Source organism: Arthrobacter sp. zg-Y179 (assembly GCF_020907345.1).
In the GTDB taxonomy this organism is placed as follows: domain Bacteria; phylum Actinomycetota; class Actinomycetes; order Actinomycetales; family Micrococcaceae; genus Arthrobacter_B; species Arthrobacter_B jinronghuae.
In genome coordinates this window covers 106,017-129,474 of record NZ_JAJJOB010000014.1, presented here as the reverse complement: position 1 = coordinate 129,474, position 23,458 = coordinate 106,017, and the positions used below count along the sequence as shown (strand labels likewise).

Below are 23,458 nucleotides of genomic sequence, written 5' to 3'. Positions count from 1 at the left end.
GTAAAGAACCCCGGCCGGATCCTGCAAAGGGTCCGGCCGGGACGTTTAACCGGGACGTTTAACCGGGACGTTTACCGGGAGGTCCTCGGCCCCAGCGGAAGGAGCACCGAAGGCCGGCGGTCGGACACATAAGCGAGCGGGTCCACGTACTCCCCGTTCAGGCGGACGCCCCAATGCATGCACCCGGGACCGCAGTGTGATCCCGGTCGGACGGACCCCACCGCCGTTCCCTTGGACACGACGGTGCCCACCGGCACGGAAGCCTCGACCGGTTCGAAACTGCTCTTCAAGCCACCCCCGTGGTCAATGGTCAGGACCGGCCGGTCCACCACCCGGCGGGCAAAAATCACGCGTCCGTCGGCAGGAGCCAGGACGGCGGAGCCTTCGGCGGCGGCGACGTCGATACCCCGGTGCCCTGCCAGCCACTGCCGTGCCGGGGGATCGAATGGCCGGAGGAGGGCCGGCGCCGGAGCCAGTGGCCACGTCCAGGGAGGGGAATAGGCAGGGGCAGGGGCCGTGGCAGTGGCAGTGCGAGCAGCAGTGGCAGCAGACAGCGGGCCGACTGCCGCAGCCCCGGGGACAAAGACTGCCAATACCGCCGCGAGCAGCAGGGCATGTGTTCGCTTCATGGAGCAACAGTGCATCCGCACAGGCTTCCGTTGCTGTTTCCCCCGAGCGCACTGTGGGATTGCGGGGACCGGAAGCCGGGTGGGGAGGGAAGGTTGACGCCGGATGGCAGGGGTCCGGCGCTGTAGTACACTTGACGGAGCAGCTTGCTGTGCCATGGGACCTGCCCGGACGTTTCAGTCCAGGTCCGGTCCCGGGTTTCTCCGGCCGGATTCAGTCCACCGGTTCAGCCCACAGGTACGGAAGCTGACTACGCGTATCCCAATTATCCCCGTCACCGGGGGTGCGTCTCCAACGGTCCGGCAAACGCCGGCAGGGGAAGCACGCCGCGGCTCCTACAGGGCAGCGGCTGATGGATACCAGGAGCTTCGCCCGCCCGGGTGTACAGCTAAAACCGTCAATTGGCAGTAGGACCAGTGCGCCGTGCGCACGGCTGCTGCCGGAAGGAGTGACGACATGCCCGTCGTTACCATGCGCCAGCTGCTCGACAGCGGCGTTCACTTTGGTCACCAGACCCGCCGTTGGAACCCGAAGATGAAGCGCTTCATCTTCACCGAGCGCAACGGCATCTACATCATTGACCTGCAGCAGTCGCTGTCCTACATCGACCGTGCGTTCGAGTTCGTCAAGGCCACTGTGGCCCACGGCGGAACCGTCCTGTTCGTCGGTACCAAGAAGCAGGCACAGGAAGCTATCGCAGAGCAGGCCACCCGTGTTGGCCAGCCCTACGTCAACCAGCGCTGGCTCGGTGGCATGCTCACCAACTTCCAGACTGTCGCCAAGCGGATCCAGCGCATGAAGGAACTCGAAGAGATCAACTTCGAGGACGTCGCCGCTTCCGGTCACACCAAGAAGGAGCTGCTGCTCCTTCGTCGTGAACTGACGAAGCTGGAAACCAACCTCGGCGGTATCCGCAACCTGACCAAGGCTCCGTCCCTGCTCTGGATTGTTGACACGCAGAAGGAACACCTCGCCATTGACGAGGCCAAGAAGCTGAACATCCCCGTTGTTGCCATCCTCGACAGCAACTGCGATCCGGACGACGTCGACTTCCCGATCCCGGGCAACGACGACGCCATCCGCTCCGTGAACCTGCTGACCCGCGTCATTGCCGACGCCGTGGCCGAGGGCCTGATCGTCCGCCACAACAAGTCCGGCAACACGGAAGCCCCGGCCGAGCCGTTGGCCGAGTGGGAGCGCGAGCTCCTCGAAGGTGCTGCTGAGACCCCGGCCGCTGACGCCGCTGCTGAAGCTCCCGCTGCCGAAGCTGCTCCGGCCGCCGAAGCTCCCGCCGCTGACGTTGACGCCATCGTCGACGCCCCGGCAGCTGAAGTAACCGAGAAGTAAAGAACGTATTTCCTTAGTCCGGGGGAATTCATCCCCTGGACATGGGTTGTGGTGCGGCTGGCCGGTTTACCGGCCAGCCGCACTGGCAGAACCGCACCAATACTTATTACGGGAGGACTGGAGTCCAAATGGCGAACTACACTGCTGCTGATATCAAGGCACTGCGCGAGCGCACCGGCGCAGGCATGATGGATGTAAAGAAGGCTCTGGACGAGGCTAACGGCGATGCCGACAAGGCCATGGAGCTTATCCGCATCAAGGGCCTGAAGGGCGCGACCAAGCGTGAAGGCCGTTCCACCGCTGAAGGCCTGGTTGCCGCCAAGGTCATCGACGGCACGGTTGGCGTCATGATCGAGCTCAACTGCGAGACCGACTTCGTTGCCAAGTCCCCGAAGTTCATCGAACTGGCGGACAAGGTCCTGGCCACTGCGGTTGAATCTGCTGCTGCCGACGCCGAAACCCTCCTCGCCTACAACGTCGACGGCAAGCCGCTGTCCGAGGTTGTTGTCGAAGAAGGCGCCATCCTGGGCGAGAAGGTTGTTGTCCGCCGCGTGGCACGCATCGAAGGCAAGACTGTTGATGCGTACCTGCACAAGACCTCCAAGGATCTTCCGGCACAGGTCGGCGTGCTGTTCGCCGTTGACGGCGAGGGCGCAGAAGCCGCTACCGCCGCCCACGACGTGGCCGTGCACACCGCTGCATATGCTCCGACCTACCTGACCCGTGACGAAGTTCCGGCTGAGACGGTTGAGAACGAACGCCGCATCGCTGACGAGACTGCACGCGCCGAGGGCAAGCCCGAGGGCGCACTGCCGAAGATCGTTGAAGGCCGCCTGACCGGTTTCTTCAAGGAAATCGTCCTGGTGGACCAGCCGTTCGCCAAGGATGCCAAGAAGACCGTGGGCAAGGTTCTCGAAGAAGCCGGTGTTGCACCGGCCGGCTTCGCCCGCTTCCGTGTAGGCGCCTAATTATTTAGGTAACAACGGTTTCGACGGAAACGTCATCATGACAGAGGGGGTGGTCACCACGGGTGACCACCCCTTTTGCCTGTCCAGAACAGCTCACTAGTCTTAAAGCAGCACCAGCACCTATGCCCGGGAGGCACAATGGCCCACGTATTGAAAGAAACCGATTCCCCGCGACGACGCGTCCTGCTGAAGCTCTCGGGAGAGGTGTTCGGCGGCGGCAAGCTCGGTGTGGACCCGGATACCGTGCGGGCAGTGGCCAAGCAGATCGCTGCAACCGTGGGCGAGGTTGAGGTGGCCATCGTCGTCGGCGGCGGCAACTTTTTCCGCGGCGCGGAGCTGTCCACCAGCGGCATGGACCGCTCCCGTGCGGACTACATGGGCATGCTCGGCACCGTGATGAACTGCCTCGCGCTGCAGGACTTCCTGGAGCAGGCCGGCGTCGAGACCCGTGTGCAGAGCGCCATCACTATGGGACAGGTGGCCGAGGCCTACATTCCGCGGCGCGCCATCCGGCACCTGGAAAAGGGCCGTGTGGTCATCTTCGGTGCCGGCGCAGGCCTGCCGTACTTCTCCACTGACACGGTGGCCGCCCAGCGTGCGCTGGAAGTCCACGCAGACGAGGTGCTGATGGCCAAGAGCGGAGTGGACGGCGTCTACACCGCGGATCCGAACAAGGATTCCACTGCAGTACGGCTGGAGACCCTGACGTACGACGACGCCCTGCGCCAGGACATCCGCGTCATGGACCAGACGGCCATGACCATGTGCAAGGACAATGACCTGAACATGGTTGTCTTCGGCATGGAGGGTGAAGGCAACGTAACCCGCGCCCTCCGAGGCGAGAAGATCGGCACCATCGTTTCGAACTAGCGTTTGGCAGCTGGTCCCTGCGGGACCTGGAACGGCGGCAACGAAATCCCCTCGGCCGCAGGCGGCCTCCGGAATTTAAAGCCGCCTTCCTCCAGGTCCCTCCGGGACCGGACCGCAGGCTCACGGTCTGCGGTGTTCGGAACTTCACCTTGCGGCGACGCCGGGTAGGCATAGGGGTGCGGGCTCGCAGGCTCGGTGCAGGGAACCCGCACCCTTTTGCGCCGAAAGGGTTTCCCTACACCTCGCAGGCTCGGTGCAGGGAACCCGCACCCTTTTGGCTTAGGATGATATTAGAGTCCGGCCACTAAGCCGACAGCGCTTGGTGGACACTGTTTTATGAGGAGAGACCGTGATCGAAGACACCTTGAAAGAGGCCGCCGACAAGATGGACAAGGCGGTGGAAGTTGCTAAGGAGGACTTCTCCTCCGTCCGCACAGGCCGCGCCAACCCGGCGCTGTTCAACCGGGTACTGGTGGACTACTACGGTTCCCCGACGCAGCTGCAGCAGCTGGCATCCTTCGCCACTCCTGACGCCCGCACACTGCTCATCACCCCCTACGATGTCAGCGCCCTGCGCGCCATCGAACGGGCGCTGAGCGATTCCGAGGTCGGCGCCAACCCGTCGAACGACGGCAAGGTCATCCGGGTCATCATGCCGGAGCTGACACAGGACCGCCGTAAGGAATACGTCAAGATCGTCCGCGGCAAGGCCGAGGACGCAAAGGTTTCCGTCCGCAACATCCGCCGCAAGGCCAAGGACGGCATCGACCGCCTGGTCAAGGACAGCGAGGTGGGCGAGGACGACGGCGCCCGTGCCGAAAAGGATCTCGATGCACTGACCAAGGCGCATACGGATTCCATCGACGAGCTCCTTAAGCGCAAGGAAGCCGAGCTTCTCGAGGTCTGATGAGTGACGCCCAGCCTCCAACCCGGGCTGGCGGTTCACCGTCCGTCGAGACAGTTCCGGCAGCAGCAAAGGCCAAGGACATGAGCGCAGCTGATCCAGGACAGGTCGGCGGCCGCGCCGCCCGGGGCCGCCGCACTGCCGAGAAACCCGTAAAGGTCTCGCGCGCGGGACGCAACCTGCCTGCTGCCATCGCCGTTGGTGTGATCCTGCTCGGCTCACTGCTCAGCGGGCTGCTCTTTTTCCCGTTCGCCATCGTCATCATTGCAGTAGGTTTCGCTGCTGTCGGTGTCTGGGAAGTGAACCGTGCGCTCGAGGTGCGCGGCATGAAAGTTCCGCAGGTACCGGTGCTGGTCGGTTCCGTTGCGCTGCCGTTCGCGGCGTTCTTCGGCGGCACGGAAGCATTGGCGTTCGCGATGGTCGCCACGGCGGTGGCCATCCTCCTGTGGCGGAGCATCGACACCGCTGCCGAAGCAATCCAGAGCATTCTCGCGGGAATCTTCGTGGTTCTCTGGGTGCCGTTCCTGTTGAGCTTTGCGCTCTTGCTGCTGCGCGAACCCGACGGGCAGGTCCGCGTTGCCGTACTGCTCCTGCTCGTGGTCTCCAACGACACCTTCGGGTACCTGGTAGGTGCCTTCTTCGGCAAGCACCCGATGGCACCCAAGATCAGTCCGAAAAAGTCGTGGGAAGGCTTTGGCGGCTCTGCCGCCGGAGCGGCCATCGTGGGCGTCGGCGCCGCAGTCCTGTTCCTGGACCAGCCCTGGTGGTTCGGCGTGGTGCTTGCAGTGGCGACAGTGGCCGCGGCCACCGCCGGCGACTTCTCCGAGTCGATGGTCAAGCGGGAACTGGGTGTGAAGGATATGTCCAACCTCCTGCCGGGACACGGCGGAGTAATGGACCGGCTGGACTCCGTGGTCTTCGCCTCCCCGGTGGTGTTCCTGTTGTCGGTGCTGCTTTCAACTGCTTCCTAGCAGGAGCAACCGTAACGGTCCGGCAACGGCCGGTGTGCCGGATCACGTCCGAGCCGCGGGCATCGTAAGATGTTTCAGAGTTTTCAGACGATGCCCGGCAGAGCCCTGTAGGGACAACCGGTTCCAGCGGCAATCACTCCGCGGGGAAAAACCACAGAGGAACAATTTATTCATGGACGATGTGCGGCAGGCCAGTGCCCCTTTCGAACGCGTGGGACGACGGGACTACGGCTACAACATCCGCCAGGTCGATGAGTTCCTGACCAAAGCCAGGAACTACTACAACTCGGATTCCACCTCGGCTAATCCGGTGACCAGTGCGGACGTCCGGTCCATGGCTTTCGACCCGGCGAAGGGCGGTTACGAACCGCAGGCGGTGGACGCCGCACTGGACCGGCTGGAGGACGTTTTCGCCCAGCGGGAACGGGACCGCCTGATTGCCGACCGTGGCGAAGAAGCCTGGCTGCTGCAGATCGGGCGGATGTCCGCGGTCCTGAGGGCACGCCTGCACCGTAAGCCGGGGGAGCGGTTCCGCCGTCCCGGCAAGAAACGCGTCACCAGCTACAACGTCGAGGACGTCGACGCGCTGTGCAACGAACTGCTCGGATACTTTGAACACGACCGGCCCCTCAGCGTGGACGTGGTGCGCCGCGCCGTCTTCCGTGAGGCCAAGGGTGAGCAGGGGTACGAGGAAAGCCAGGTGGATGCCTTCCTCGACCGCGTGGTCGAACTGATGGCGTCCATCGACTAAAGCCGGCCTAGCTCGCCCCTGTACCGGTTCCCGGTCGGGGCCGGTCCAGTGGTTCCGGCGTGTGCAGCTGCGCCATGAACTTCGCCGCCCCGTTCGGCGCGGATTCTGCAGTCAGCCGGGATACCACCACCATCACGGCAAACGCTGCGGGAACCGTCCAGGCGGCCGGCTGTTCGATCCAGGCGGGAATGCCGGCACCTGCCCGCGGCAGGACGGCCGCGGCGGCCATCGCCCCGCCGCACAGCACCCCGCCGGTCAACATCCCGGCGCCGGCTCCGGCGGCCGTCAGGCGCCGCCACCAGATTCCCAGCACTAACAGCGGACACAGGGTGGAAGCGGTGAACGCGAACACCATTCCAATGCTCCCGGCGAGGGCAGACGACTCGGTGAGCAGTGCAACCGCCAGCGGTACGACGGCGGCCAGCACCGCCGAGACACGGAATCCGGACACACTTCCGCGGAAGAATTCCTGGCTGATCACGCCCGCCAATGAGACCGTCAATCCGCTGCTGGTGGAGAGGAACGCGGCGAAGGCACCGGCCGTTACCAGTGCAGCCAGGAGGTCCCCGGCGGCGCCGTCGAACACCCGGCCCGGGAGTAGGAGCACCACCGAGTCTGCTGCTCCGCCGCCGGCCAGATCCGGAGCATAGATCCTGCCCAGCACTCCGTATGTGATCGGAAAGATGTAGAACAGGGACAGCAGGCCTAGGACAATCAGCGTGGTCCGCCGGGCTGAAGGCCCGTCGGGGTTGGTGTAGAAGCGGACCAGCACGTGCGGCAGGCCCAGCGTGCCGCAGAGCAGCGCGATGCTCAGCGAAATGTTGCGGTACAGCGGGGCATGGGTCTCCGGATTAAGTGCCTCCGCCAGGAGCTGGGTGCCGCCGTCACCGGGCGGGCCGTCACCGGCGAGGCGGAAGAGGATAAACAGCACAGGTACGGCTATCGCCACCAGCTTCAGCCAGTACTGGAAAGCCTGGACAAAGGTGATGGAACGCATCCCTCCGGTGACCACGCTCAGGCAGACGACGCCGGTCACCACCAGGCAGCCGATCCATGCGGGCAGCCCGGTGGTGATGCGCATGGTGAGGGCGGCGCCGTGCAGCTGCGGGACGATGTAGAGCCAGCCGATGGCGATCACCAACAGGCTGGTCAGCCGCCGCACCGGAAGGGATTCCAACCGGGCGGAGGCGAAGTCCGGAACGGTGTACGCCCCGGACCGGCGCAGCGGAGCCGCCACGAAGAGCAGGAGCATCAGGTAGCCGCCGGTATAGCCGATGGGGAACCACAGCGCGTCCACGCCGGAGGCGACAATCAGCCCGGCCACGCCCAGGAAACTCGCTGCGGAGAGGTATTCGCCTCCAATGGCCGAGGCATTCCACCAGGGTTTCACCGTCCGGGAGGCCACGTAGAAGTCACTCGTGGTCCGCGAGACCCGCAGGCCGTAGAAACCGATCAGCAGAGTCGCTGCGGACACCAGCGTGAGTGCCGTGTAGCCGACGCCCGGGCTCATGCCCGCCGCTACATCCCAGTCCACCGGCTACCGCCCGTCCACCAGGTCGCGGTAGCGGGTTTCGTTCCGCTGGGCACTGAGCACGTAGAGCAGTCCGCAGCCGATGACGAGCGGGTAAACGCCCACGCCGAGCAGGATCCACGGCGCGGGCACCCCGAGGATCGAGAGCTCGGCTATCACCGGCAGAAAGGCCAGCAGCACCGGCACGCTGAGCAGGATCAGCAGGAATCCGCCGCCCACCACCAGTGCCAGCCGGAGCTGGCTGCGGATCAGCGAGCCGATGATCAACTCGCCCACCTCGGACTGTTCGTCCAATTCGCGGGAAACGGGGAACGGAGCTGCCCCCGTGCCGGGCGAGGTCACCCGGACCCGCTGGGGGACCGGGGCGGAACCCGGCGCGGCGTCCCCGCTCATGCCGTGGGCCGAACCCGGCCGGCGTCGAGCGTGTTGCGCACGGCAGGCAGGTGCCGCCGGCTGACCGGAAGGTCCACCTCGCCCAGCTGCACGCTTGCCCGCCCTCCGCTCAGCCGCACCTGCCGGATATGGTTCCGCGCCACCAGATAGGACCGGTGGATGCGGACAAACCCGGCGTCCGCCCACTGCTCTTCCAGATCCGCGAGGGGAACCCGGATCAGGTAGCTGGCCTCGGCCGTATGCAGCCGGGCATAGTCGCCCTGCGCCTGGACATAGCGGATGTCGCCGCGGGGGATGATCCTCGTCGTCGCGCCCTGGACCACGGTGACGACGTCGGCGTCCTCCGCCTCGGTATCGGCTGCGAGTTCGCAGATCCGGCGCACCGACTCGGACAACCGCTCCGGCCGCACCGGCTTGAGCAGGTAATCCAGGGCCGCAAGGTCAAAGGCCCGCAGTGCCTGGTCCTCGTCCGCGGTCACGAAGACGACGGCGGGCGGGCGCTCCCTGCGGCTGAGGGCCTTGGCGATTTCCAGCCCCGAGAGACCCGGCATATGGATGTCGAGGAAGACGGCGTCGACATCGCGGGCCTCGATCTCCTGCAGCGCCTGGGCGCCGCTGGCGGCCCGGTACACCGTACCGACCCGGGCATCCTGTCCCAGAAGATAGGCGAGTTCCTCGACGGCGGGGGCTTCGTCGTCGGCAACTACGACGGTGAGCGGCCGGAGGGGTTTGCGCATGGACACCAGATTACGCGTTCGTCGGACGGTTCTCCGGCTGCGACTTGGGCACACGCATGGTGATCAGGGTGCCGGCGCCGGGAGCAGTGTCAATCACGAGGCCGTGGCTGTCGCCGTACACCTGCCGCAGCCGCACATCGACGTTGCGCAGACCCACATGGTCACCGTCCGCATGCCCGGCCAAAACGGAGCGCAGGTACTCGGGGTCCATGCCCACCCCGTTGTCCTCGATGGTGATCACCGCGTCCGCTCCGGCGTCGACGGCTGCAATGGTGATCCGCCCCTGCCCGTCCTTGGTTTCCAGGCCGTGGCGGACGGAGTTCTCCACCAGCGGCTGCAGGGACAGGAAGGGGATGACGGTTCCCAGCACCTCCGGGGCGATCTGCAGGGCCACCTTGAGCCGTTCACCGAAGCGCGCACGTTCGAGCAACAGGTACCGGTCCACGGATTCCAGTTCCTGGGCGATGGTGGTGAAGTTGCCGTGCCGGCGGAAGGAATATCGGGTGAAATCGGCGAACTCGACCACCAGCTCCCGGGCACGGGCCGGATCCGTATTGATATAGGAAGCGATGGCGTTCAGGGAGTTGTAGATGAAGTGCGGGCTGATCTGCGCCCGAAGCGCCCGCACTTCGGCCTCCATCAACTGCGCCCGGGAGGCATCCAGTTCCGCCAGTTCCACCTGTGTGGCGAGCCAGGCCGCCACTTCATTGGCCGCCCGGACCAACCCGGCCCGGACCGTCGGGGCGAACACCGCTACCGTGCCCACCGTCTGGCCGTTGACCGCAAGCGGGGAGACCAGCAGCTCACCGCCGCCAAGGCCCAAGGCCCGCAGCGCCGCGCCCCGGAAGGCCCGGGTCCGGCCGGATTCCAGGACCAGTGCGGCGGCGGACAACAGCCGCTGGCGCCGGAACGGCGTGTCGTTCACGGAACCGTCCCAGGCCAGGACCGCCGAGGCATCGGTGATCACCAGGGTGTCGCAGTCCAGCAGGTCGCGCAGGTGCCGGCTGGCCTTGCGGGCCCCGGCGGGGGACAGGCCCGCACGGAGATGCGCCGAGGCGAGCGACGCCGTATGCAGGGTCGCGTAGGTGGCCTGCTCGGCGTCGGACCCGAGGTCCCGCTGGGAGCGGCTGAGGCGGAAGCCAAGCGCGCCCACGGCCGCGATGGTCAGGACGGCGACGGCGCAGACCAGGGCTATATCGACGGCGGGACTGAGCATGCACCAACCCTAGCGGCCCGGCGGTGATCCCGGCCGTTCAACGCCGTCGAGCGCCGTCGAGCGCCGTTCACCGCACGGAACCAACCGTTCACCGACGGTTTGGTGCGGCAGGCGTACACCTGTGCAGGGACTATAGGAAAGTGATGAGCGTCACAGCTTGCACAGCGTCGTGTCCTGACCTCCATAGGTGGATGCAGCGCGCGGAGCGGGCTCCCAACAGAGGAGGAACAATGGCTGAAGAGCAGCCGGTTTCACACGCTGCGCACCCGGAACAGGTGGATTTCCGGGAGGTCCAGAGCTCGCCTGAGTTCCAGGAACTGCGCAAGCGCCAGCGAAGCTTTATTTTCCCCATGGCCGTGGTTTTCCTGGTCTGGTATTTCGCGTACGTCCTTCTGGCCGACTACGCCCACGGATTCATGTCCACCCCGGTGATCGGCAACATCAACGTCGGCCTGATCCTTGGCCTGCTGCAGTTCGTCAGCACGTTCGGCATCACCATGGCGTACGTCAGCTACGCCAACCGCAAGATGGATCCCATTGCGGCGGACCTCCGGCGCGACCTTGAGGCCCATGGAGTAAGCCGTCCGGAGGAGACCAAGTGAACACCCTGCACATTTCCGCCGCCACTGATGTCACGGCCGAGTCCATTAAGGACACCGGTCTGCTCAACATGATCATCTTCGGTGTCTTCGTGGCAGTCACCCTCGTGGTGGTGCTGCGCGCGAGCCGCAACAACAAGACGGCAGCCGACTACTACGCCGCCGGCCGGTCCTTCACGGGGCCGCAGAACGGCACCGCCATTGCCGGCGACTACCTGTCCGCGGCCTCGTTCCTCGGCATTGTCGGGGCCATCGCCGTCAACGGCTATGACGGGTTCCTGTACTCCATCGGCTTCCTCGTCGCCTGGCTGGTGGCCCTGCTGCTGGTTGCTGAAATGCTCCGCAACACCGGCAAGTTCACCATGGCCGACGTGCTCTCCTTCCGGCTCAAGCAGCGTCCGGTCCGGATTGCGGCAGCCATCACCACCCTGGCCGTCTGCTTCTTCTACCTCCTGGCGCAGATGGCCGGCGCAGGCGGACTGGTCTCCCTGCTGATGGGCATCGACAGCAAGATCGGGCAGTCCCTGGTGATTACCGTCGTCGGCGCGCTGATGATCATCTACGTATTGATCGGCGGCATGAAGGGCACCACCTGGGTGCAGATCATCAAAGCCTTCCTGCTGATTGCCGGCGCAGCCATCATGACCGTCTGGGTCCTGGCCCTGCACAACTTCAACCTCTCGGACCTGCTGGGGGCAGCCGTCGAGACCACCGGCAACCCCGCCATCCTCGATCCGGGGCTGCAGTACGGCAAGTCGGACACCTCCAAGCTGGACTTCGTCTCCCTCGGACTGGCGCTGGTGCTGGGCACCGCCGCCCTGCCGCACGTGCTGATGCGCTTCTACACGGTGCCCACCGCCAAGGAAGCCCGGCGGTCCGTTGTATGGGCCATCTGGCTGATCGGCATCTTCTACCTGTTCACCCTGGTCCTGGGCTACGGCGCCGCGGCGCTGATCGGCTCGGAGGCCATCAAGGGCGCTCCCGGCGGAGTGAACTCGGCTGCACCCCTGCTGGCGTTTGCGCTGGGCGGGCCGGTGCTGCTGGGACTGATATCCGCCGTCGCCTTCGCCACCATCCTGGCGGTGGTTGCCGGCCTGACCATCACGGCAGCGGCCTCCTTCGCCCACGACATCTACGCCAATGTCATCCGCAAGGGACAGGTGGACGCAGACGGAGAGGTCAAGGTAGCCCGCACCACGGTGGTGGTTATCGGCATCATCTCGATCCTGGGCGGTATCGGTGCCCAGGGGCAGAACGTCGCCTTCCTGGTGGCCCTGGCCTTCGCAGTGGCGGCCAGCGCCAACCTGCCGACCATCGTCTACTCGCTCTACTGGCGGAAGTTCTCTACCCAGGGCGCGCTGTGGAGCATGTACGGCGGCCTCGGCTCCGCGATTGTGCTCATTGCCTTCTCGCCGGTTGTCTCCGGTGCGGAAACTTCAATGATCGCCAGCGCGGACTTTGACTGGTTCCCGCTGAACAACCCGGGAATCGTGTCCATCCCGCTGGCCTTCTTCCTGGGCTGGCTGGGCACCGTACTGGATAAGAACACCGAATCCGCCATCAAGCAGGCGGAGATGGAAGTCCGGTCCCTGACCGGCGTCGGCGCCGAGAAGGCCGTCGACCACTAGGGGGCAACAGCCTCAGCAAAGGCAGGTTCCGCTCAGGCGGGGCCTGCCTTTGTTGTGGCCGGGGAGTGCTCCCGCTGTTCGGGGCCCGACGACGGCGGCTGCGGCAGTTCAGCGCCGCGGCGCAGCAGGGGAGCGGCCCGCAGGGGAATGAGTTCACCCATCGCCAGGTTGGTGTCGCAGCGCTGGACGCCTTCAACGGCGAGGATCTGCTTGTTGATGCGGAACAGATCTTCGGCGTCCGCCGCTACGACGCGAAGCAGGATGTCGGCATCTCCGGTGAGGCCGTGGGCTTCGATAACCTCGGGCAGCCCGGCCAGGTCCTCGGTAATCCGCGCCAGGCTCGGCTGATGGACATGGACATGCACAAACGCCATCAGGGGGTATCCGAGTGCGGCAGTGCTGATCCGGCGTTCAAACGGCAGGAACGCTCCTTTGCGTTCCAATCCGGCCAGCCGGGCCTGGACCGTATTCCGGGAGAGGCCGAGGACTGCAGCCAGGGCCACGGCCGTACGGGTTGAATCCTCCGCCAGGGCAAGGAGGAGGCGTAGGTCGGTGGTGTCGAGGGGCTGCATAGTGCGCAACGCTAGCACGGCGTTTTAGTCGTTTATAGGGCAGGATGCTCGGTCTTTGCGGGAATGGTTGTGCCGGGTGCTAAGTGTGAGTAGGGTCACATTTACCCGGGCAACGGAGCCCGGCGTCGGTTTGGCCCCGCCACCCCAGAGGCCCAAACACGGAAGGATGCGTATCCAAGTGTCCCTGCATACCCCGGTGCGGCACCCGGAAAACTCCGGCAGCTCACCCACCGACCCGTACGTACAGCTCGTCACCCCCGACGGCGTCCGCACCCCAGACCCCCTGTATGACCGCTGGATCGAGGATATCGACGGCGCCCGGTTGCAGGAGCTCTACATCGACATGGCGGTCATCCGCCGAATCGACACCGAAGCCACCGCCCTGCAGCGGCAGGGCGAGCTGGGGCTGTGGCCTCCGCTGCTCGGCCAGGAAGCCGCCCAGATCGGCTCCGTGCGGTCCCTGCGCTCCTCCGACTTCGTTTTCCCCAGCTACCGGGAGAACGGCGTGGCCTACTGCCGCGGCGTGGAGGTAGGTGACCTGATGCGGGTCTGGCGCGGCAACGCCGGTGCCGGTTGGGATCCGTATCAAGTGAACATGGCGCCCACCCAGGTCATCATCGGTGCCCAGGCCCTGCACGCTGCCGGTTACGCCATGGGGATCACCCGCGACGGGACCGACGACGCCGTCATCAGCTACTTCGGCGACGGCGCCACCAGCCAGGGGGACGTCAGCGAGGCGATGGTCTTTGCCTCGAGCTTCAACTCCCCGGTGGTTTTCTTCTGCTCAAACAACCAGTGGGCCATCTCCGAACCCGTGACGCTGCAGGCACAGGTCCCCATCGCCAACCGGGCCCCGGGCTTCGGCATCCCGTCCATCCGGGTGGACGGCAACGACGTACTTGGGGTGATGGCCGCAACCCGGGAAGCACTGGACCGGGCCCGCTCCGGCAACGGGCCGACCTTCATTGAAGCGGTCACCTACCGGATGGGGCCGCACACCACGGCCGACGATCCCACGCGCTACCGGGACCAGGCCGAACTGGACCAGTGGCGGCGAAAGGATCCGCTGTCCCGGCTGCAGGCGCTGCTGGCTTCCATGGACCTGTTCAGCGACGAGTTCGCCGCCGAAGCGGGCCGCCGGGCCGACGACGTGGCCGCCGAGCTGCGCGCGGCATGCCTCGGGATGCCGGATCCGCTCCCCGCGGATGTTTTTGCCCATGTCTATTCCGAGCCCCACTCCTGGCTGGACCGCCAGCAGGAGCAGTACTCGCGCTATCTCAGCGGTTTCGCTGGCGAGGAGAACCGCTAATGACCAGCATGACTTTCGGGCGGGCCATCAATGCCGGCCTGCGCCGGGCGATGGAACAGGATCCCCGCGTCCTTATTATGGGCGAGGACGTCGGCAAACTCGGCGGTGTCTTCCGGATCACCGACGGCCTGCAGAAGGACTTCGGTCCGCTGCGGGTAGTCGACACCCCGCTCGCCGAATCCGGCATCATGGGCACGGCCGTGGGACTGGCGTTCCGCGGCTACCGCCCCGTGGTGGAGATCCAGTTCGACGGCTTCATCTACCCGGCGTTCGACCAGATTGTTTCCCAGGTGGCGAAGATGCACTACCGGACCCGCGGAGCAGTGAAGTTGCCGCTGACCATCCGGGTGCCGTTCGGCGGCGGCATCGGATCGCCCGAACACCATTCCGAATCACCGGAGGCTTATTTCACCCATACCTCCGGGCTGCGCGTCATCAGCGTGTCCAACCCGCAGGACGCATACACGATGATCCAGCAGGCCATCGCTTCCGACGACCCGGTGCTCTACTTTGAGCCGAAACGGCGCTACCACGTCAAGGGTGAGGTGGACGAAGCAGCGGCGCCCCAGCTGTCCATGGGCTCCGCGCGGGTCCTGAACGAGGGCAGCGACGTGACACTGGTGGCCTACGGCCCGCTTGTCCCCACCGCCCGTGACGCCGCCGTGGCGGCCTCGGACGAGGGCGTCTCGGTGGAGGTCATCGACCTGCGTTCGCTCGCGCCGATCGACTTCACCACCGTGGAGGCCTCCGTCCGCAAGACCGGGCGGTTGGTGATCACGCACGAGGCCGCCCAGTCCGGCGGCCTGGGCGCGGAAATCGCGGCAAGCATCACCGAGCGGTGCTTCGAATACCTCGAGCATGCGCCCGTGCGGGTCACGGGCTTTGACATCCCGTACCCGGCCTCCCGGCTCGAGTCCCACCACCTGCCGGACCTCGACCGCATCCTCGATGGAGTGGACTGCGCCATGGACCGGCCCAGTTCCCTGGCCGCCGTCGCTTCCGGATCGGCGGCGAGCTGATGCTGCGCGAATTCCGCCTCCCGGATCTGGGGGAGGGGCTTACCGAGTCCGAGATCCTGAACTGGCACGTCAGCGTGGGCGACACCGTACAGCTGAACCAGGTGATTGCCGATGTGGAGACCGCCAAGGCAGTCGTTGAGCTGCCGTCCCCGTATGCCGGGATAGTGGCGCACCTGCACGAGCAGGCCGGAATGGTGGTCGAGGTTGGATCCCCGATCGTCTCATTCGAGGTGGCGGTGCCGGCGGGTGCCGAGGCAGGCGAGGCCGGCGAGCCGGTGCAGGCCAAGCGGGAGCCGAACCTGGTGGGGTACGGCGCGGTGCCGGACGCCACCGGCCGCCCCGCCCGACGCCGCCGCGGGCAGGCTCCTGCCCCGGGTACCGTCCCTGCCGCGGCCCCTGCTGTTGTGCCTGCAGAGTCCCTATCTGTGCCTGTGCCTGTGCCTGTGCCTGCAGCTGCTCCGGTGCGGGAGCGTCCGCGATCCACCCCGCCGGTCCGCAAGCTGGCACGGGATATGGGAGTGGATCTCACCCAGGTGCAGGGGTCGGGTCCGGGCGGGCTCGTGGTGCGTACCGACGTCGTCCGCGCTGCTTCACCGGAGGCCGAAACGACGCAAACGTCCGTACCCGACGCCGCCGCTGCCGTGCCCGCCCCGCCGGCACCTGCAGGGCGGGAGGAACGGACAGCGATCTCCGGCATGCGGAAGCATACTGCGGCCGCCATGGTGGCCAGCGCCTTCACTGCTCCCCACGCCACGGTCTTCCTCACGGTGGATGTCACTCCCACCATGGAGCTGCTGGAACGGCTCCGGCAGCAGCCGGCCTTCAACGGCTTGAAGCTGTCACCGCTGACGCTGGCGGCCAAGGCGGTCTGCCTGGGACTGAGGCGGTTCCCGTCGCTGAATTCGCGGTGGGATGAGCAGACAAAGGAAATCGTCCGCTACAACTACGTGAACCTCGGCATTGCCGCGGCCACGCCGCGCGGGCTGATGGTTCCCAATATCAAGGACGCCCAGGCGCTGAGCCTGCATGGCCTGGCAGCTGCGGTGACATCCCTGGCGCAGACCGCACGGGAGGGCAGGACGCAGCCGGCGGACCTGGCGGGCGGGACCATCTCCATCTCCAACGTGGGAGTGTTCGGCGTCGACGCCGGGACTCCCATCCTGAATCCGGGAGAGGCAGGCATCCTGGCGCTGGGGGCGGTCCGCCGGCAGCCGTGGGAGTACAACGGAGAGATTGCCCTGCGCTCGGTGATGACGCTGAGCCTTTCGTTTGACCACCGGCTTGTCGACGGGGAGCAGGGGGCCGGGTTCCTGAGCGAAGTGGGAGCCGTTCTGGCCGAGCCCGCACTGGCACTGGCCATGGCCTAGAAGCATAAAGGGCCGCCCCGGAGATTTCCGGGACGGCCCTTGATGAGTGCTGCCGCAGCCAGGGCCGGCGTCGGAGACAGCTTCGGTGCCCGCTTCGGTGCCCGGAACGGCGGCAACGAAATCCCTTGCTCGCAGAGCTCGCGGGGATATTAAAGCCGCCTTATCCGGGCGCCTACGTCGGACCCGCGTGGCGGTGCCCGGGGCGGACTCTGCCCGGCCGTTCCTTCGTTGTGTCCAGATCCCTCCGGATTGTCAGGATCCCTGCGCAGCGCGGCGTAGGGTTTGCCACAAACCGTAGGGATTCCGACAATCCGAAGGGAATCCGGGCCCGGTGCCGTGCAGGCACGCGCTTCCCGGTCCGGCGTGGCAAGAAAAGCGTGGGAGCTAGCGAAGCTCGAGCTCGAGTTCCTTGACCACGGCGCCGCGGGCATTGGCGAAGCCCTGCGTTTCACCGATGACGGTGAAGCCGTATTTCTCCAGGATGCGGATGGAGCTGACATTGTCCGCTACAGCACGTGCCCGGATCGGGCGTTCGGCGAATTCCTCAAGGAACAATCCCACTGCAGCGGTGGTGAGGCCCTGCCCCCAGTGCGCCTTGTCGATCCAGTAGCTGATCTCGGGAATGTCGCCGTCCCGGTAGGCGAGGATGCTGCCCACTACTTCGCCGTCGGCCACAATGGTGCGCACGGTAACGGTCGGATCGTTCAGGATGCTCTGCCAATGGTGGTCAAAGACGCCGCGGTCCGCCGGGTTCTTGGCGCTGAACGCGGCCATATGGTTGGCACTCGGATCCAGCTGGTGGGAGAAAAACTCCTCCAGGTCGGCGGGAACTACGGCACGAAGCTCAATCACGGCAGGTCTTTCTGCTCGGGGGTGGAGTTCTGCCTGCCGGGAGAGCCGGCAGGCCTGACAGCTATTGGGCGTTCAAGGCCGCCCACGCCATTCTATCGAGCAGCGTACGCAGCCTTGCCGTCTCGCGGGCACTGATCCGGCCGCGGACGGTATGGGAGGTGGAATTGATCAGGCCGAAGACACCCTGCGCCCGGTGCCGCAGCAACGGGAGATCGGAGCCGGGGTGCAGCGCGGAAAGCGCATCCACCCAGACCTCGACGTACTGGCGCTGCAGGGAGCGTACGCGCCGCTCGTCGCTTTCCGGCAGGCTGCCCAGATCCCGGTCCTGGACCCGGATCACGTCCGCCTGGCGCAACGCGAAATCAACCTGGAATTCCACCAGGCCGCGCAGGGCGATTTCGGGTGTCGCAGACTCGGCGACCACCGCCTTCCCGCCCTCCAGCAGGTCTTCGCTGACGCCGATCAAGAGGGCGGAGAGCACCGCCGGTTTGCCGCTGAAATGCCGGTAGACCGCCGGTCCGCTGACCCCTGCGGCGGCCCCGAGCTCCTCAATGGAGACACCGTTGTAGCCGCGTTCGGCAAACAGGGATGCGGCGGCGTCGAGCATTACTGCCCGACGGGAGGCCTTTGCCTGGCTGCGCCCGGTCATTCGGGCCTCTGCTGTTGCTTCGTCTTTTGCTACGTCCATTCCCACCCCTTCTGATTGGACTGCGCATTTATTCCTATTGTGGTGGACAGGTGAGTTAATAACCAATAACCTGACTTGGGTTAGGGGTTATTAACTCAGCATGCTGCCGGGTTTTTGCTCGCAACTGTTGCAGAAAGACGTCAATGGAGACTCTGAAATCCGGGCTGGATACGGCTTCGGCCGCGTTTGCCGCCAATGCCGCGGCGCAGCAGGCGCTGGTACATGAACTGCGCGGACGGCTGGCGGACGCCGCCGCCGGCGGACCGCTGCGGTCCCGCGAGCGGCACACCGCACGTGGAAAACTGTTGCCCCGCGACCGGGTCATCCGCCTCCTGGACGAGGGCAGCCCCTTCCTTGAGGTGGCGCCGCTGGCCGCTGCGGACATGTACGACGGCGAGTGCCCCGGTGCGGGACTGATCGCCGGCATCGGCCTGGTGCAGGGCCGGCAGGTGATGGTCCTGTCCAATGACGCCACGGTCAAGGGCGGAACGTACTATCCGATGACGGTCAAAAAGCACCTGCGGGCACAGGAAATCGCCCTGGAAAACCGGCTGCCGTGTATTTACCTGGTGGACTCCGGCGGGGCTTTCCTTCCCCGGCAGGACGAGGTTTTTCCCGACCGGGAACATTTCGGCCGGATTTTCTTCAATCAGGCGCAGATGTCCGCGCGGAAAATCCCCCAGATTGCCGCCGTGCTGGGCTCCTGCACCGCCGGCGGCGCTTATGTCCCGGCGATGAGCGACGAAACCGTCATCGTGCGCAACCAGGGGACCATCTTCCTGGGCGGTCCGCCGCTGGTGAAGGCCGCCATCGGCGAGATCGTCACCGCGGAAGAACTCGGCGGCGGAGACGTGCACTCGCGCACCAGCGGCGTCACCGACCATCTGGCCGAAAACGACGCACACGCCCTGGAGATAGTGCGCAGCATCGTGGAGACCTTCCCGCAGCAGGAACCGGTGTGGGACATCGCCGAGTCCCGGCCGCCCGCCGAGGACCCCGCGGAAATCTACGGCACCGTTCCCACCGACCTGCAGACCCCCTATGACGTACGCGAACTGATCGCCCGGCTGGTGGACGCCAGCGAGTTCCACGAGTTCAAAAAGGAGTACGGCACCACCCTCGTCACCGGTTTCGCCCGGCTGCACGGCCACCGGATCGGCATTGTCGCCAACAACGGCGTGCTCTTCAGCGAATCCGCGCTCAAGGGAGCCCACTTCATTGAGCTGTGCGACCAGCGCGGCATCCCCCTGGTGTTCCTGCAGAACATCTCCGGGTTCATGGTCGGCCGGGACTACGAAGCCGGCGGAATCGCCAAGAACGGTGCCAAGATGGTCACCGCGGTGGCCACCTGCCGGGTCCCCAAACTGACGGTGGTGGTGGGCGGTTCCTTCGGTGCCGGCAACTACTCCATGTGCGGCCGGGCGTACTCGCCGCGCTTTATGTGGATGTGGCCGGCCGCCCGGATTTCCGTCATGGGCGGAGCCCAGGCTTCGTCTGTACTGGCCACCGTCAAGCGGGACCAGCTCGAGGGCCGCGGCGAGGAATGGCCGGCGGAGGACGAGGAAGCCTTCAAAGCACCGATCCGCGAAACCTACGAAACCCAGGGCAGCCCGTATTACTCCACGGCACGGCTGTGGGACGACGGCATCATTGACCCACTCGACACCCGCACCGTCCTGGGCCTGGCCCTGGACGTCTGCGCCAACGCACCCCTGCCGGAGACCTCCTTCGGCCTGTTCCGGATGTGAGCGACTATGACCCCGCAGCCCTATAACGCCGCACCGCTTTTCGACACCGTCCTGGTCGCCAACCGCGGCGAAATCGCCTGCCGTGTGATCCGCACCCTGAAGACCCTGGGGATCCGTTCCGTGGCCGTCTACAGCGACGACGACGCCGGTGCCCGCCATGTGCGCGAAGCCGACCTCGCGGTCCGGCTCGGTCCGGCGCCGGCCCGGCAGAGCTACCTGTCCGTGGACGCCGTGCTCGCCGCCTGCCGCAGCACCGGCGCGCAGGCGGTCCATCCCGGCTACGGTTTCCTGAGCGAAAACGCGGACTTCGCCTCTGCCCTGGCCGACGCCGGAATCACCTTCATCGGTCCGCCGGTCCGGTCCCTGGAGTTGATGGGCGACAAGATCCGCGCCAAGAACCATGTGCAGGCACACGGCGTGCCGGTGGTGCCCGGGATCGCCGAACCGGGCCTGGACGATGCCCGGCTGCTGACGGCTGCGGCCGACGTCGGCTATCCCATCCTGATCAAACCGTCCGCCGGCGGCGGCGGTAAAGGCATGCAGGCCGTACAGAATCCCGGGGACCTGCCGGCGGCACTGCAGACGGCCCGGCGGGTGGCTGCCTCGGCCTTCGGCGACGACACCCTGTTCCTGGAACGCCTGGTCTCTTCACCCCGCCACATCGAGGTGCAGATCCTCGCGGACACTCACGGGAACGTGGTCCATCTGGGGGAGCGGGAATGCTCCCTGCAGCGGCGGCACCAGAAAGTCATCGAGGAAGCACCCTCCGTGCTGCTGGACGCGGCCACCCGGGAACGCATCGGCGAGGCGGCCTGCAATGCCGCCCGCTCCGTGGACTACACCGGCGCGGGAACCGTGGAGTTCCTGGTCTCCGACGCCGCCCCCGACGAGTTCTTCTTTATGGAAATGAACACCCGCCTGCAGGTGGAACATCCGGTGACCGAAATGGTCACGGGCGTGGACCTCGTGGCCGAGCAGGTCCGCATTGCCGCCGGCCATCCGCTGTCCCTCAAGCAGGAAGACGTCACCCTCACGGGGCATGCGGTGGAAGCCCGGATCTACGCGGAGGACCCGGAACGGGACTTCCTGCCGACGTCGGGCTCGGTGCAGTGGCTGCGCGAACCCGTGGGCGACGGCGTCCGAGTGGATTCCTCCCTGCTGCCCGGACTGGCCGTGTCCTCCAGCTATGACCCGATGCTGGCCAAGGTCATCGCCTGGGGGCCGGACCGTGCCGCCGCACTGAACCGGCTGGACACGGCGCTCGCGGGTACCGCAGTGCTGGGCATCGGCACCAACGTGGAATACCTCCGCCTGCTGCTGGCCGATCCCGATGTCCGTGCCGGGCGGCTGGACACCACCCTGATCGAGCGGCGCCTTCCCGGACTGAAGTTCCGGAGCCCGCAGCTCCCCGAGTTCGCCGCTGCCGCCCTGCTGTACGCGCAGGACCTGGCGGACACGGCGTCGGATTCACCGTGGCGGCGGGCGGACGGCTGGCGGATCGCCGGAAGCGGCGCAGGCAGCGGGGGCGGGAACGGCAACCCCGGGGGCACGCCCCTGCACCTGGTCTTTGCCGCCCCCGTACCCGGCGGTGACGACGTCGAAGTGGGTGTTACCGGCACCGCACGGGACGCAACGGTGCGGATCGGCGGGACAACGCACATCGCCGGCCTGCTGGCGGGCAGCGATACCCGCGAAGGGGGACGCGTGAGCGTTTCCCTGGACGGGGTCCTGCACACCTTCACCGTTGCCGCCGAACCGGAAACCGGGGCGTTCTGGCTGGCCGGAGGAACGGCCGGAGAGCTGTTCACGGTCCGGCTGCGTCTGCGCAGCCGGCGTGAGCAACTGGACCGGCACATGGCGGCGGCCGGACGCGTTGCCGGCGAAGCGGACCCGGTGGTGCGCTCCCCGATGCCGGGCACCGTCGTGGCAGTGGCCGTGGCAGACGGAGACCGGGTGCCCGCCGGGGCGCCGCTGCTCAGCGTCGAAGCCATGAAGATGGAACACCAGCTCCGGGCACCCATGGCCGGCATCGTTTCCCTCAGCTTGAAGCCCGGAGACCTGGTGAAGGCCGACCAGGTCCTGGCCACACTCACGCCGGAAACGGACTCCGGCACCGACGCCGCAACAGACCCGCACAACGAACAAGGAGCAGACCATGCCCGACTTTGAACTCAGCGAGGAATACCAGGACCTCTCCGACACGGTGCGCGACTTCGCTGACGAAGTCATCGCCCCGGTGTCCGCCCAGCACGACGCGGAGCACAGCTTCCCGTACAAGGTCATCGCCCAGATGGGGGAGATGGGACTGTTCGGGCTGCCCTTCCCGGAGGAATACGGCGGCATGGGCGGGGACTACTTCGCCCTGGCCCTCGCGCTGGAGCAGATCGCCCGGGTGGACCAGTCCGTGGCCATCACGCTGGAAGCCGGGGTCTCGCTCGGTGCCATGCCCGTGTACCGATTCGGCAATGAAGAGCAGAAACAGCAGTGGCTGCCCCTGCTCGCCAGCGGCGAGGCGCTCGCAGGGTTCGGCCTCACCGAACGCGAGGCAGGCTCCGACGCCGGCGGCACCAAGACCACCGCCCGGCTCGAGGACGGGCAGTGGGTGATCAACGGCAGCAAGGAGTTCATCACCAACTCCGGCACCGACATCACCCGCCTGGTGACTGTCACGGCCGTGACGGACACCGTCACCGAGCCGGACGGCTCCGTCCGGAAGCTCATTTCCACCATCCTCGTGCCGACCGAAACCCCCGGCTTCACGGCCGAAAAGCCGTACAACAAGGTGGGCTGGAATGCCTCGGACACGCACCCGCTGACCCTCACCGACGTCCGGGTGCCGGAGGCGAACCTGCTGGGTGCCCGGGGGCGGGGCTTCGCCAACTTCCTGCAGATCCTGGACGAGGGCCGCATCGCCATCGCGGCGCTTGCCACCGGTGCCGCCCAGGGCTGCGTGGATGAATCCCTGCGGTACGCCAAGGAACGCGAGGCGTTCGGTGCGGCCATCGGTACCTACCAGTCGATCTCCTTCAAGATCGCGCGCATGCAGGCCCGGGCGCACACGGCCCGCCTTGCCTACTACGACGCCGCCGCACGCATGCTCGCCGGACGTCCGTTCAAGACGCAGGCTGCGATCGCCAAGATGGTTGCCGGAGAAGCCGCCATGGACAACGCACGCGACGCCACCCAGATCTTCGGCGGCTACGGTTTCATCAACGAGTTCCCGGTGGCGCGGCATTACCGCGATTCCAAGATCCTGGAAATCGGGGAGGGAACTACTGAGGTGCAGTTGATGCTGATTGCCCGCAGTATGGGCCTGTAACAACCGACGGTGACTTTGCCAACTGAGAACGAACGGACACAG

The 23,458-nt window shown here is 66.2% G+C and carries 22 protein-coding genes; 14 read left to right on the top strand and 8 right to left on the bottom strand.

Translation table 11 applies throughout. The features are described from left to right. Positions 1 to 71: 71 nt before the first annotated feature. The gene (locus tag LOC56_RS15745) at positions 72 to 629 is read right to left on the bottom strand and encodes a M23 family metallopeptidase (protein ID WP_229953205.1); all 558 of its coding nucleotides are present in this window, start codon (positions 627 to 629) and stop codon (positions 72 to 74) included. Between the two features lie 454 nt (positions 630 to 1,083). Here LOC56_RS15745 and rpsB point away from each other — a divergent pair, with 454 nt between their 5' ends. The 6 genes from rpsB to LOC56_RS15715 all read left to right on the top strand — a co-directional run bounded on the left by rpsB (position 1,084) and on the right by LOC56_RS15715 (position 6,438). Then, entirely contained in the window at positions 1,084 to 1,974 is an 891-nt protein-coding gene (rpsB, locus tag LOC56_RS15740; RefSeq protein WP_229953204.1) for a 30S ribosomal protein S2, read from the top strand. A 128-nt stretch (positions 1,975 to 2,102) separates the two neighbouring features. Then, positions 2,103 to 2,942 carry a translation elongation factor Ts gene (tsf, locus tag LOC56_RS15735; protein ID WP_229953203.1) on the top strand — a complete coding sequence of 280 codons (840 nt, stop codon included), beginning with the start codon at positions 2,103 to 2,105 and terminating at the stop codon, positions 2,940 to 2,942. A 150-nt stretch (positions 2,943 to 3,092) separates the two neighbouring features. Further along, positions 3,093 to 3,812 (top strand): UMP kinase, encoded by a 720-nt coding sequence (gene pyrH, locus LOC56_RS15730; protein WP_308219743.1) that lies wholly within the window; start codon positions 3,093 to 3,095, stop codon positions 3,810 to 3,812. Positions 3,813 to 4,161: 349 nt separating this feature from the next. Beyond that, a complete protein-coding gene (gene frr / locus LOC56_RS15725; RefSeq protein WP_227924437.1) occupies positions 4,162 to 4,719 on the top strand; it encodes a ribosome recycling factor in 558 nt (185 codons plus the stop codon). Between the two features lie 80 nt (positions 4,720 to 4,799). After that, positions 4,800 to 5,687 (top strand): phosphatidate cytidylyltransferase, encoded by an 888-nt coding sequence (locus tag LOC56_RS15720; protein WP_229953201.1) that lies wholly within the window; start codon positions 4,800 to 4,802, stop codon positions 5,685 to 5,687. A gap of 172 nt (positions 5,688 to 5,859) precedes the next feature. Beyond that, positions 5,860 to 6,438 (top strand): DivIVA domain-containing protein, encoded by a 579-nt coding sequence (locus tag LOC56_RS15715; protein ID WP_229953200.1) that lies wholly within the window; start codon positions 5,860 to 5,862, stop codon positions 6,436 to 6,438. Positions 6,439 to 6,445: 7 nt separating this feature from the next. On the opposite strand, the gene LOC56_RS15710 is transcribed toward LOC56_RS15715, so the two are convergent. From LOC56_RS15710 to LOC56_RS15695, 4 genes are read right to left on the bottom strand one after another with little or no spacing between them, the layout of a single operon-like run. Next, on the bottom strand, positions 6,446 to 7,948 hold the full coding sequence (locus LOC56_RS15710; RefSeq protein ID WP_229953277.1) for a sodium/solute symporter: 1,503 nt from the start codon (positions 7,946 to 7,948) through the stop codon (positions 6,446 to 6,448). Between the two features lie 27 nt (positions 7,949 to 7,975). After that, positions 7,976 to 8,362, bottom strand: a complete 387-nt coding sequence (locus LOC56_RS15705) for a hypothetical protein (protein ID WP_229953198.1) — start codon at positions 8,360 to 8,362, stop codon at positions 7,976 to 7,978. Further along, complete coding sequence (locus LOC56_RS15700; RefSeq protein WP_229953197.1) at positions 8,359 to 9,099, bottom strand: LytR/AlgR family response regulator transcription factor; 741 nt, start codon at positions 9,097 to 9,099, stop codon at positions 8,359 to 8,361. The genes LOC56_RS15705 and LOC56_RS15700 overlap by 4 nt, the downstream gene beginning before the upstream one ends. A gap of 10 nt (positions 9,100 to 9,109) precedes the next feature. After that, on the bottom strand, positions 9,110 to 10,315 hold the full coding sequence (locus LOC56_RS15695) for a sensor histidine kinase (RefSeq protein WP_229953196.1): 1,206 nt from the start codon (positions 10,313 to 10,315) through the stop codon (positions 9,110 to 9,112). 230 nt (positions 10,316 to 10,545) lie between these two features. On the opposite strand from LOC56_RS15695, the gene LOC56_RS15690 reads away from it, so the two are divergent. Further along, the gene (locus LOC56_RS15690) at positions 10,546 to 10,917 is read left to right on the top strand and encodes a DUF485 domain-containing protein (RefSeq protein WP_229953195.1); all 372 of its coding nucleotides are present in this window, start codon (positions 10,546 to 10,548) and stop codon (positions 10,915 to 10,917) included. A gap of 68 nt (positions 10,918 to 10,985) precedes the next feature. Continuing rightward, positions 10,986 to 12,542, top strand: coding sequence for a sodium/solute symporter (locus tag LOC56_RS15685; RefSeq protein ID WP_231703921.1), 1,557 nt, complete (start codon positions 10,986 to 10,988; stop codon positions 12,540 to 12,542). A gap of 32 nt (positions 12,543 to 12,574) precedes the next feature. Here the strand turns inward: LOC56_RS15685 and LOC56_RS15680 are convergent, their stop codons facing one another. Then, positions 12,575 to 13,114: an Lrp/AsnC family transcriptional regulator gene (locus tag LOC56_RS15680; protein ID WP_229953193.1), complete on the bottom strand. Its 540-nt coding sequence runs from the start codon at positions 13,112 to 13,114 to the stop codon at positions 12,575 to 12,577. Positions 13,115 to 13,292: 178 nt separating this feature from the next. On the opposite strand from LOC56_RS15680, the gene pdhA reads away from it, so the two are divergent. Genes pdhA through LOC56_RS15665 form a run of 3 tightly spaced genes read left to right on the top strand, consistent with a single transcriptional unit; the run spans position 13,293 to position 16,809 of the window. After that, positions 13,293 to 14,423 carry a pyruvate dehydrogenase (acetyl-transferring) E1 component subunit alpha gene (pdhA, locus tag LOC56_RS15675; protein ID WP_442860118.1) on the top strand — a complete coding sequence of 377 codons (1,131 nt, stop codon included), beginning with the start codon at positions 13,293 to 13,295 and terminating at the stop codon, positions 14,421 to 14,423. Continuing rightward, positions 14,423 to 15,442: an alpha-ketoacid dehydrogenase subunit beta gene (locus tag LOC56_RS15670; protein WP_229953192.1), complete on the top strand. Its 1,020-nt coding sequence runs from the start codon at positions 14,423 to 14,425 to the stop codon at positions 15,440 to 15,442. The genes pdhA and LOC56_RS15670 overlap by 1 nt, the downstream gene beginning before the upstream one ends. Further along, complete coding sequence (locus tag LOC56_RS15665; protein ID WP_229953191.1) at positions 15,442 to 16,809, top strand: dihydrolipoamide acetyltransferase family protein; 1,368 nt, start codon at positions 15,442 to 15,444, stop codon at positions 16,807 to 16,809. The genes LOC56_RS15670 and LOC56_RS15665 overlap by 1 nt, the downstream gene beginning before the upstream one ends. Positions 16,810 to 17,193: 384 nt before the next feature. Here LOC56_RS15665 and LOC56_RS15660 read toward each other — a convergent pair whose 3' ends face one another. Continuing rightward, entirely contained in the window at positions 17,194 to 17,661 is a 468-nt protein-coding gene (locus tag LOC56_RS15660) for a GNAT family N-acetyltransferase (RefSeq protein WP_229953190.1), read from the bottom strand. 61 nt (positions 17,662 to 17,722) lie between these two features. Continuing rightward, positions 17,723 to 18,349 carry a TetR/AcrR family transcriptional regulator gene (locus LOC56_RS15655; protein WP_229953189.1) on the bottom strand — a complete coding sequence of 209 codons (627 nt, stop codon included), beginning with the start codon at positions 18,347 to 18,349 and terminating at the stop codon, positions 17,723 to 17,725. Positions 18,350 to 18,492: 143 nt separating this feature from the next. Here LOC56_RS15655 and LOC56_RS15650 point away from each other — a divergent pair, with 143 nt between their 5' ends. The 3 genes from LOC56_RS15650 to LOC56_RS15640 are packed head-to-tail and all read left to right on the top strand — an operon-like array spanning position 18,493 to position 23,416. Then, a complete protein-coding gene (locus tag LOC56_RS15650; protein WP_229953188.1) occupies positions 18,493 to 20,097 on the top strand; it encodes a carboxyl transferase domain-containing protein in 1,605 nt (534 codons plus the stop codon). Positions 20,098 to 20,103: 6 nt separating this feature from the next. Beyond that, positions 20,104 to 22,266, top strand: coding sequence for an acetyl/propionyl/methylcrotonyl-CoA carboxylase subunit alpha (locus LOC56_RS15645; protein ID WP_229953187.1), 2,163 nt, complete (start codon positions 20,104 to 20,106; stop codon positions 22,264 to 22,266). Beyond that, on the top strand, positions 22,253 to 23,416 hold the full coding sequence (locus tag LOC56_RS15640; protein ID WP_229953186.1) for an acyl-CoA dehydrogenase family protein: 1,164 nt from the start codon (positions 22,253 to 22,255) through the stop codon (positions 23,414 to 23,416). The genes LOC56_RS15645 and LOC56_RS15640 overlap by 14 nt, the downstream gene beginning before the upstream one ends. The last annotated feature ends 42 nt before the right edge of the window (positions 23,417 to 23,458 follow it).

What these genes read in the sequence shown, in the direction of transcription:
- LOC56_RS15745 (WP_229953205.1), bottom strand. Translation starts at nt 629, where the DNA reads ATGAAGCGAACACATGCCCTGCTGCTCGCGGCGGTATTGGCAGTCTTT.
- rpsB (WP_229953204.1), top strand. Translation starts at nt 1,084, where the DNA reads ATGCCCGTCGTTACCATGCGCCAGCTGCTCGACAGCGGCGTTCACTTT.
- tsf (WP_229953203.1), top strand. Translation starts at nt 2,103, where the DNA reads ATGGCGAACTACACTGCTGCTGATATCAAGGCACTGCGCGAGCGCACC.
- LOC56_RS15720 (WP_229953201.1), top strand. Translation starts at nt 4,800, where the DNA reads ATGAGCGCAGCTGATCCAGGACAGGTCGGCGGCCGCGCCGCCCGGGGC.
- LOC56_RS15715 (WP_229953200.1), top strand. Translation starts at nt 5,860, where the DNA reads ATGGACGATGTGCGGCAGGCCAGTGCCCCTTTCGAACGCGTGGGACGA.
- LOC56_RS15710 (WP_229953277.1), bottom strand. Translation starts at nt 7,948, where the DNA reads ATGAGCCCGGGCGTCGGCTACACGGCACTCACGCTGGTGTCCGCAGCG.
- LOC56_RS15705 (WP_229953198.1), bottom strand. Translation starts at nt 8,362, where the DNA reads ATGAGCGGGGACGCCGCGCCGGGTTCCGCCCCGGTCCCCCAGCGGGTC.
- LOC56_RS15700 (WP_229953197.1), bottom strand. Translation starts at nt 9,099, where the DNA reads ATGCGCAAACCCCTCCGGCCGCTCACCGTCGTAGTTGCCGACGACGAA.
- LOC56_RS15695 (WP_229953196.1), bottom strand. Translation starts at nt 10,315, where the DNA reads ATGCTCAGTCCCGCCGTCGATATAGCCCTGGTCTGCGCCGTCGCCGTC.
- LOC56_RS15690 (WP_229953195.1), top strand. Translation starts at nt 10,546, where the DNA reads ATGGCTGAAGAGCAGCCGGTTTCACACGCTGCGCACCCGGAACAGGTG.
- LOC56_RS15685 (WP_231703921.1), top strand. Translation starts at nt 10,986, where the DNA reads ATGATCATCTTCGGTGTCTTCGTGGCAGTCACCCTCGTGGTGGTGCTG.
- LOC56_RS15680 (WP_229953193.1), bottom strand. Translation starts at nt 13,114, where the DNA reads ATGCAGCCCCTCGACACCACCGACCTACGCCTCCTCCTTGCCCTGGCG.
- LOC56_RS15670 (WP_229953192.1), top strand. Translation starts at nt 14,423, where the DNA reads ATGACCAGCATGACTTTCGGGCGGGCCATCAATGCCGGCCTGCGCCGG.
- LOC56_RS15665 (WP_229953191.1), top strand. Translation starts at nt 15,442, where the DNA reads ATGCTGCGCGAATTCCGCCTCCCGGATCTGGGGGAGGGGCTTACCGAG.
- LOC56_RS15655 (WP_229953189.1), bottom strand. Translation starts at nt 18,349, where the DNA reads ATGGACGTAGCAAAAGACGAAGCAACAGCAGAGGCCCGAATGACCGGG.
- LOC56_RS15650 (WP_229953188.1), top strand. Translation starts at nt 18,493, where the DNA reads ATGGAGACTCTGAAATCCGGGCTGGATACGGCTTCGGCCGCGTTTGCC.
- LOC56_RS15645 (WP_229953187.1), top strand. Translation starts at nt 20,104, where the DNA reads ATGACCCCGCAGCCCTATAACGCCGCACCGCTTTTCGACACCGTCCTG.
- LOC56_RS15640 (WP_229953186.1), top strand. Translation starts at nt 22,253, where the DNA reads ATGCCCGACTTTGAACTCAGCGAGGAATACCAGGACCTCTCCGACACG.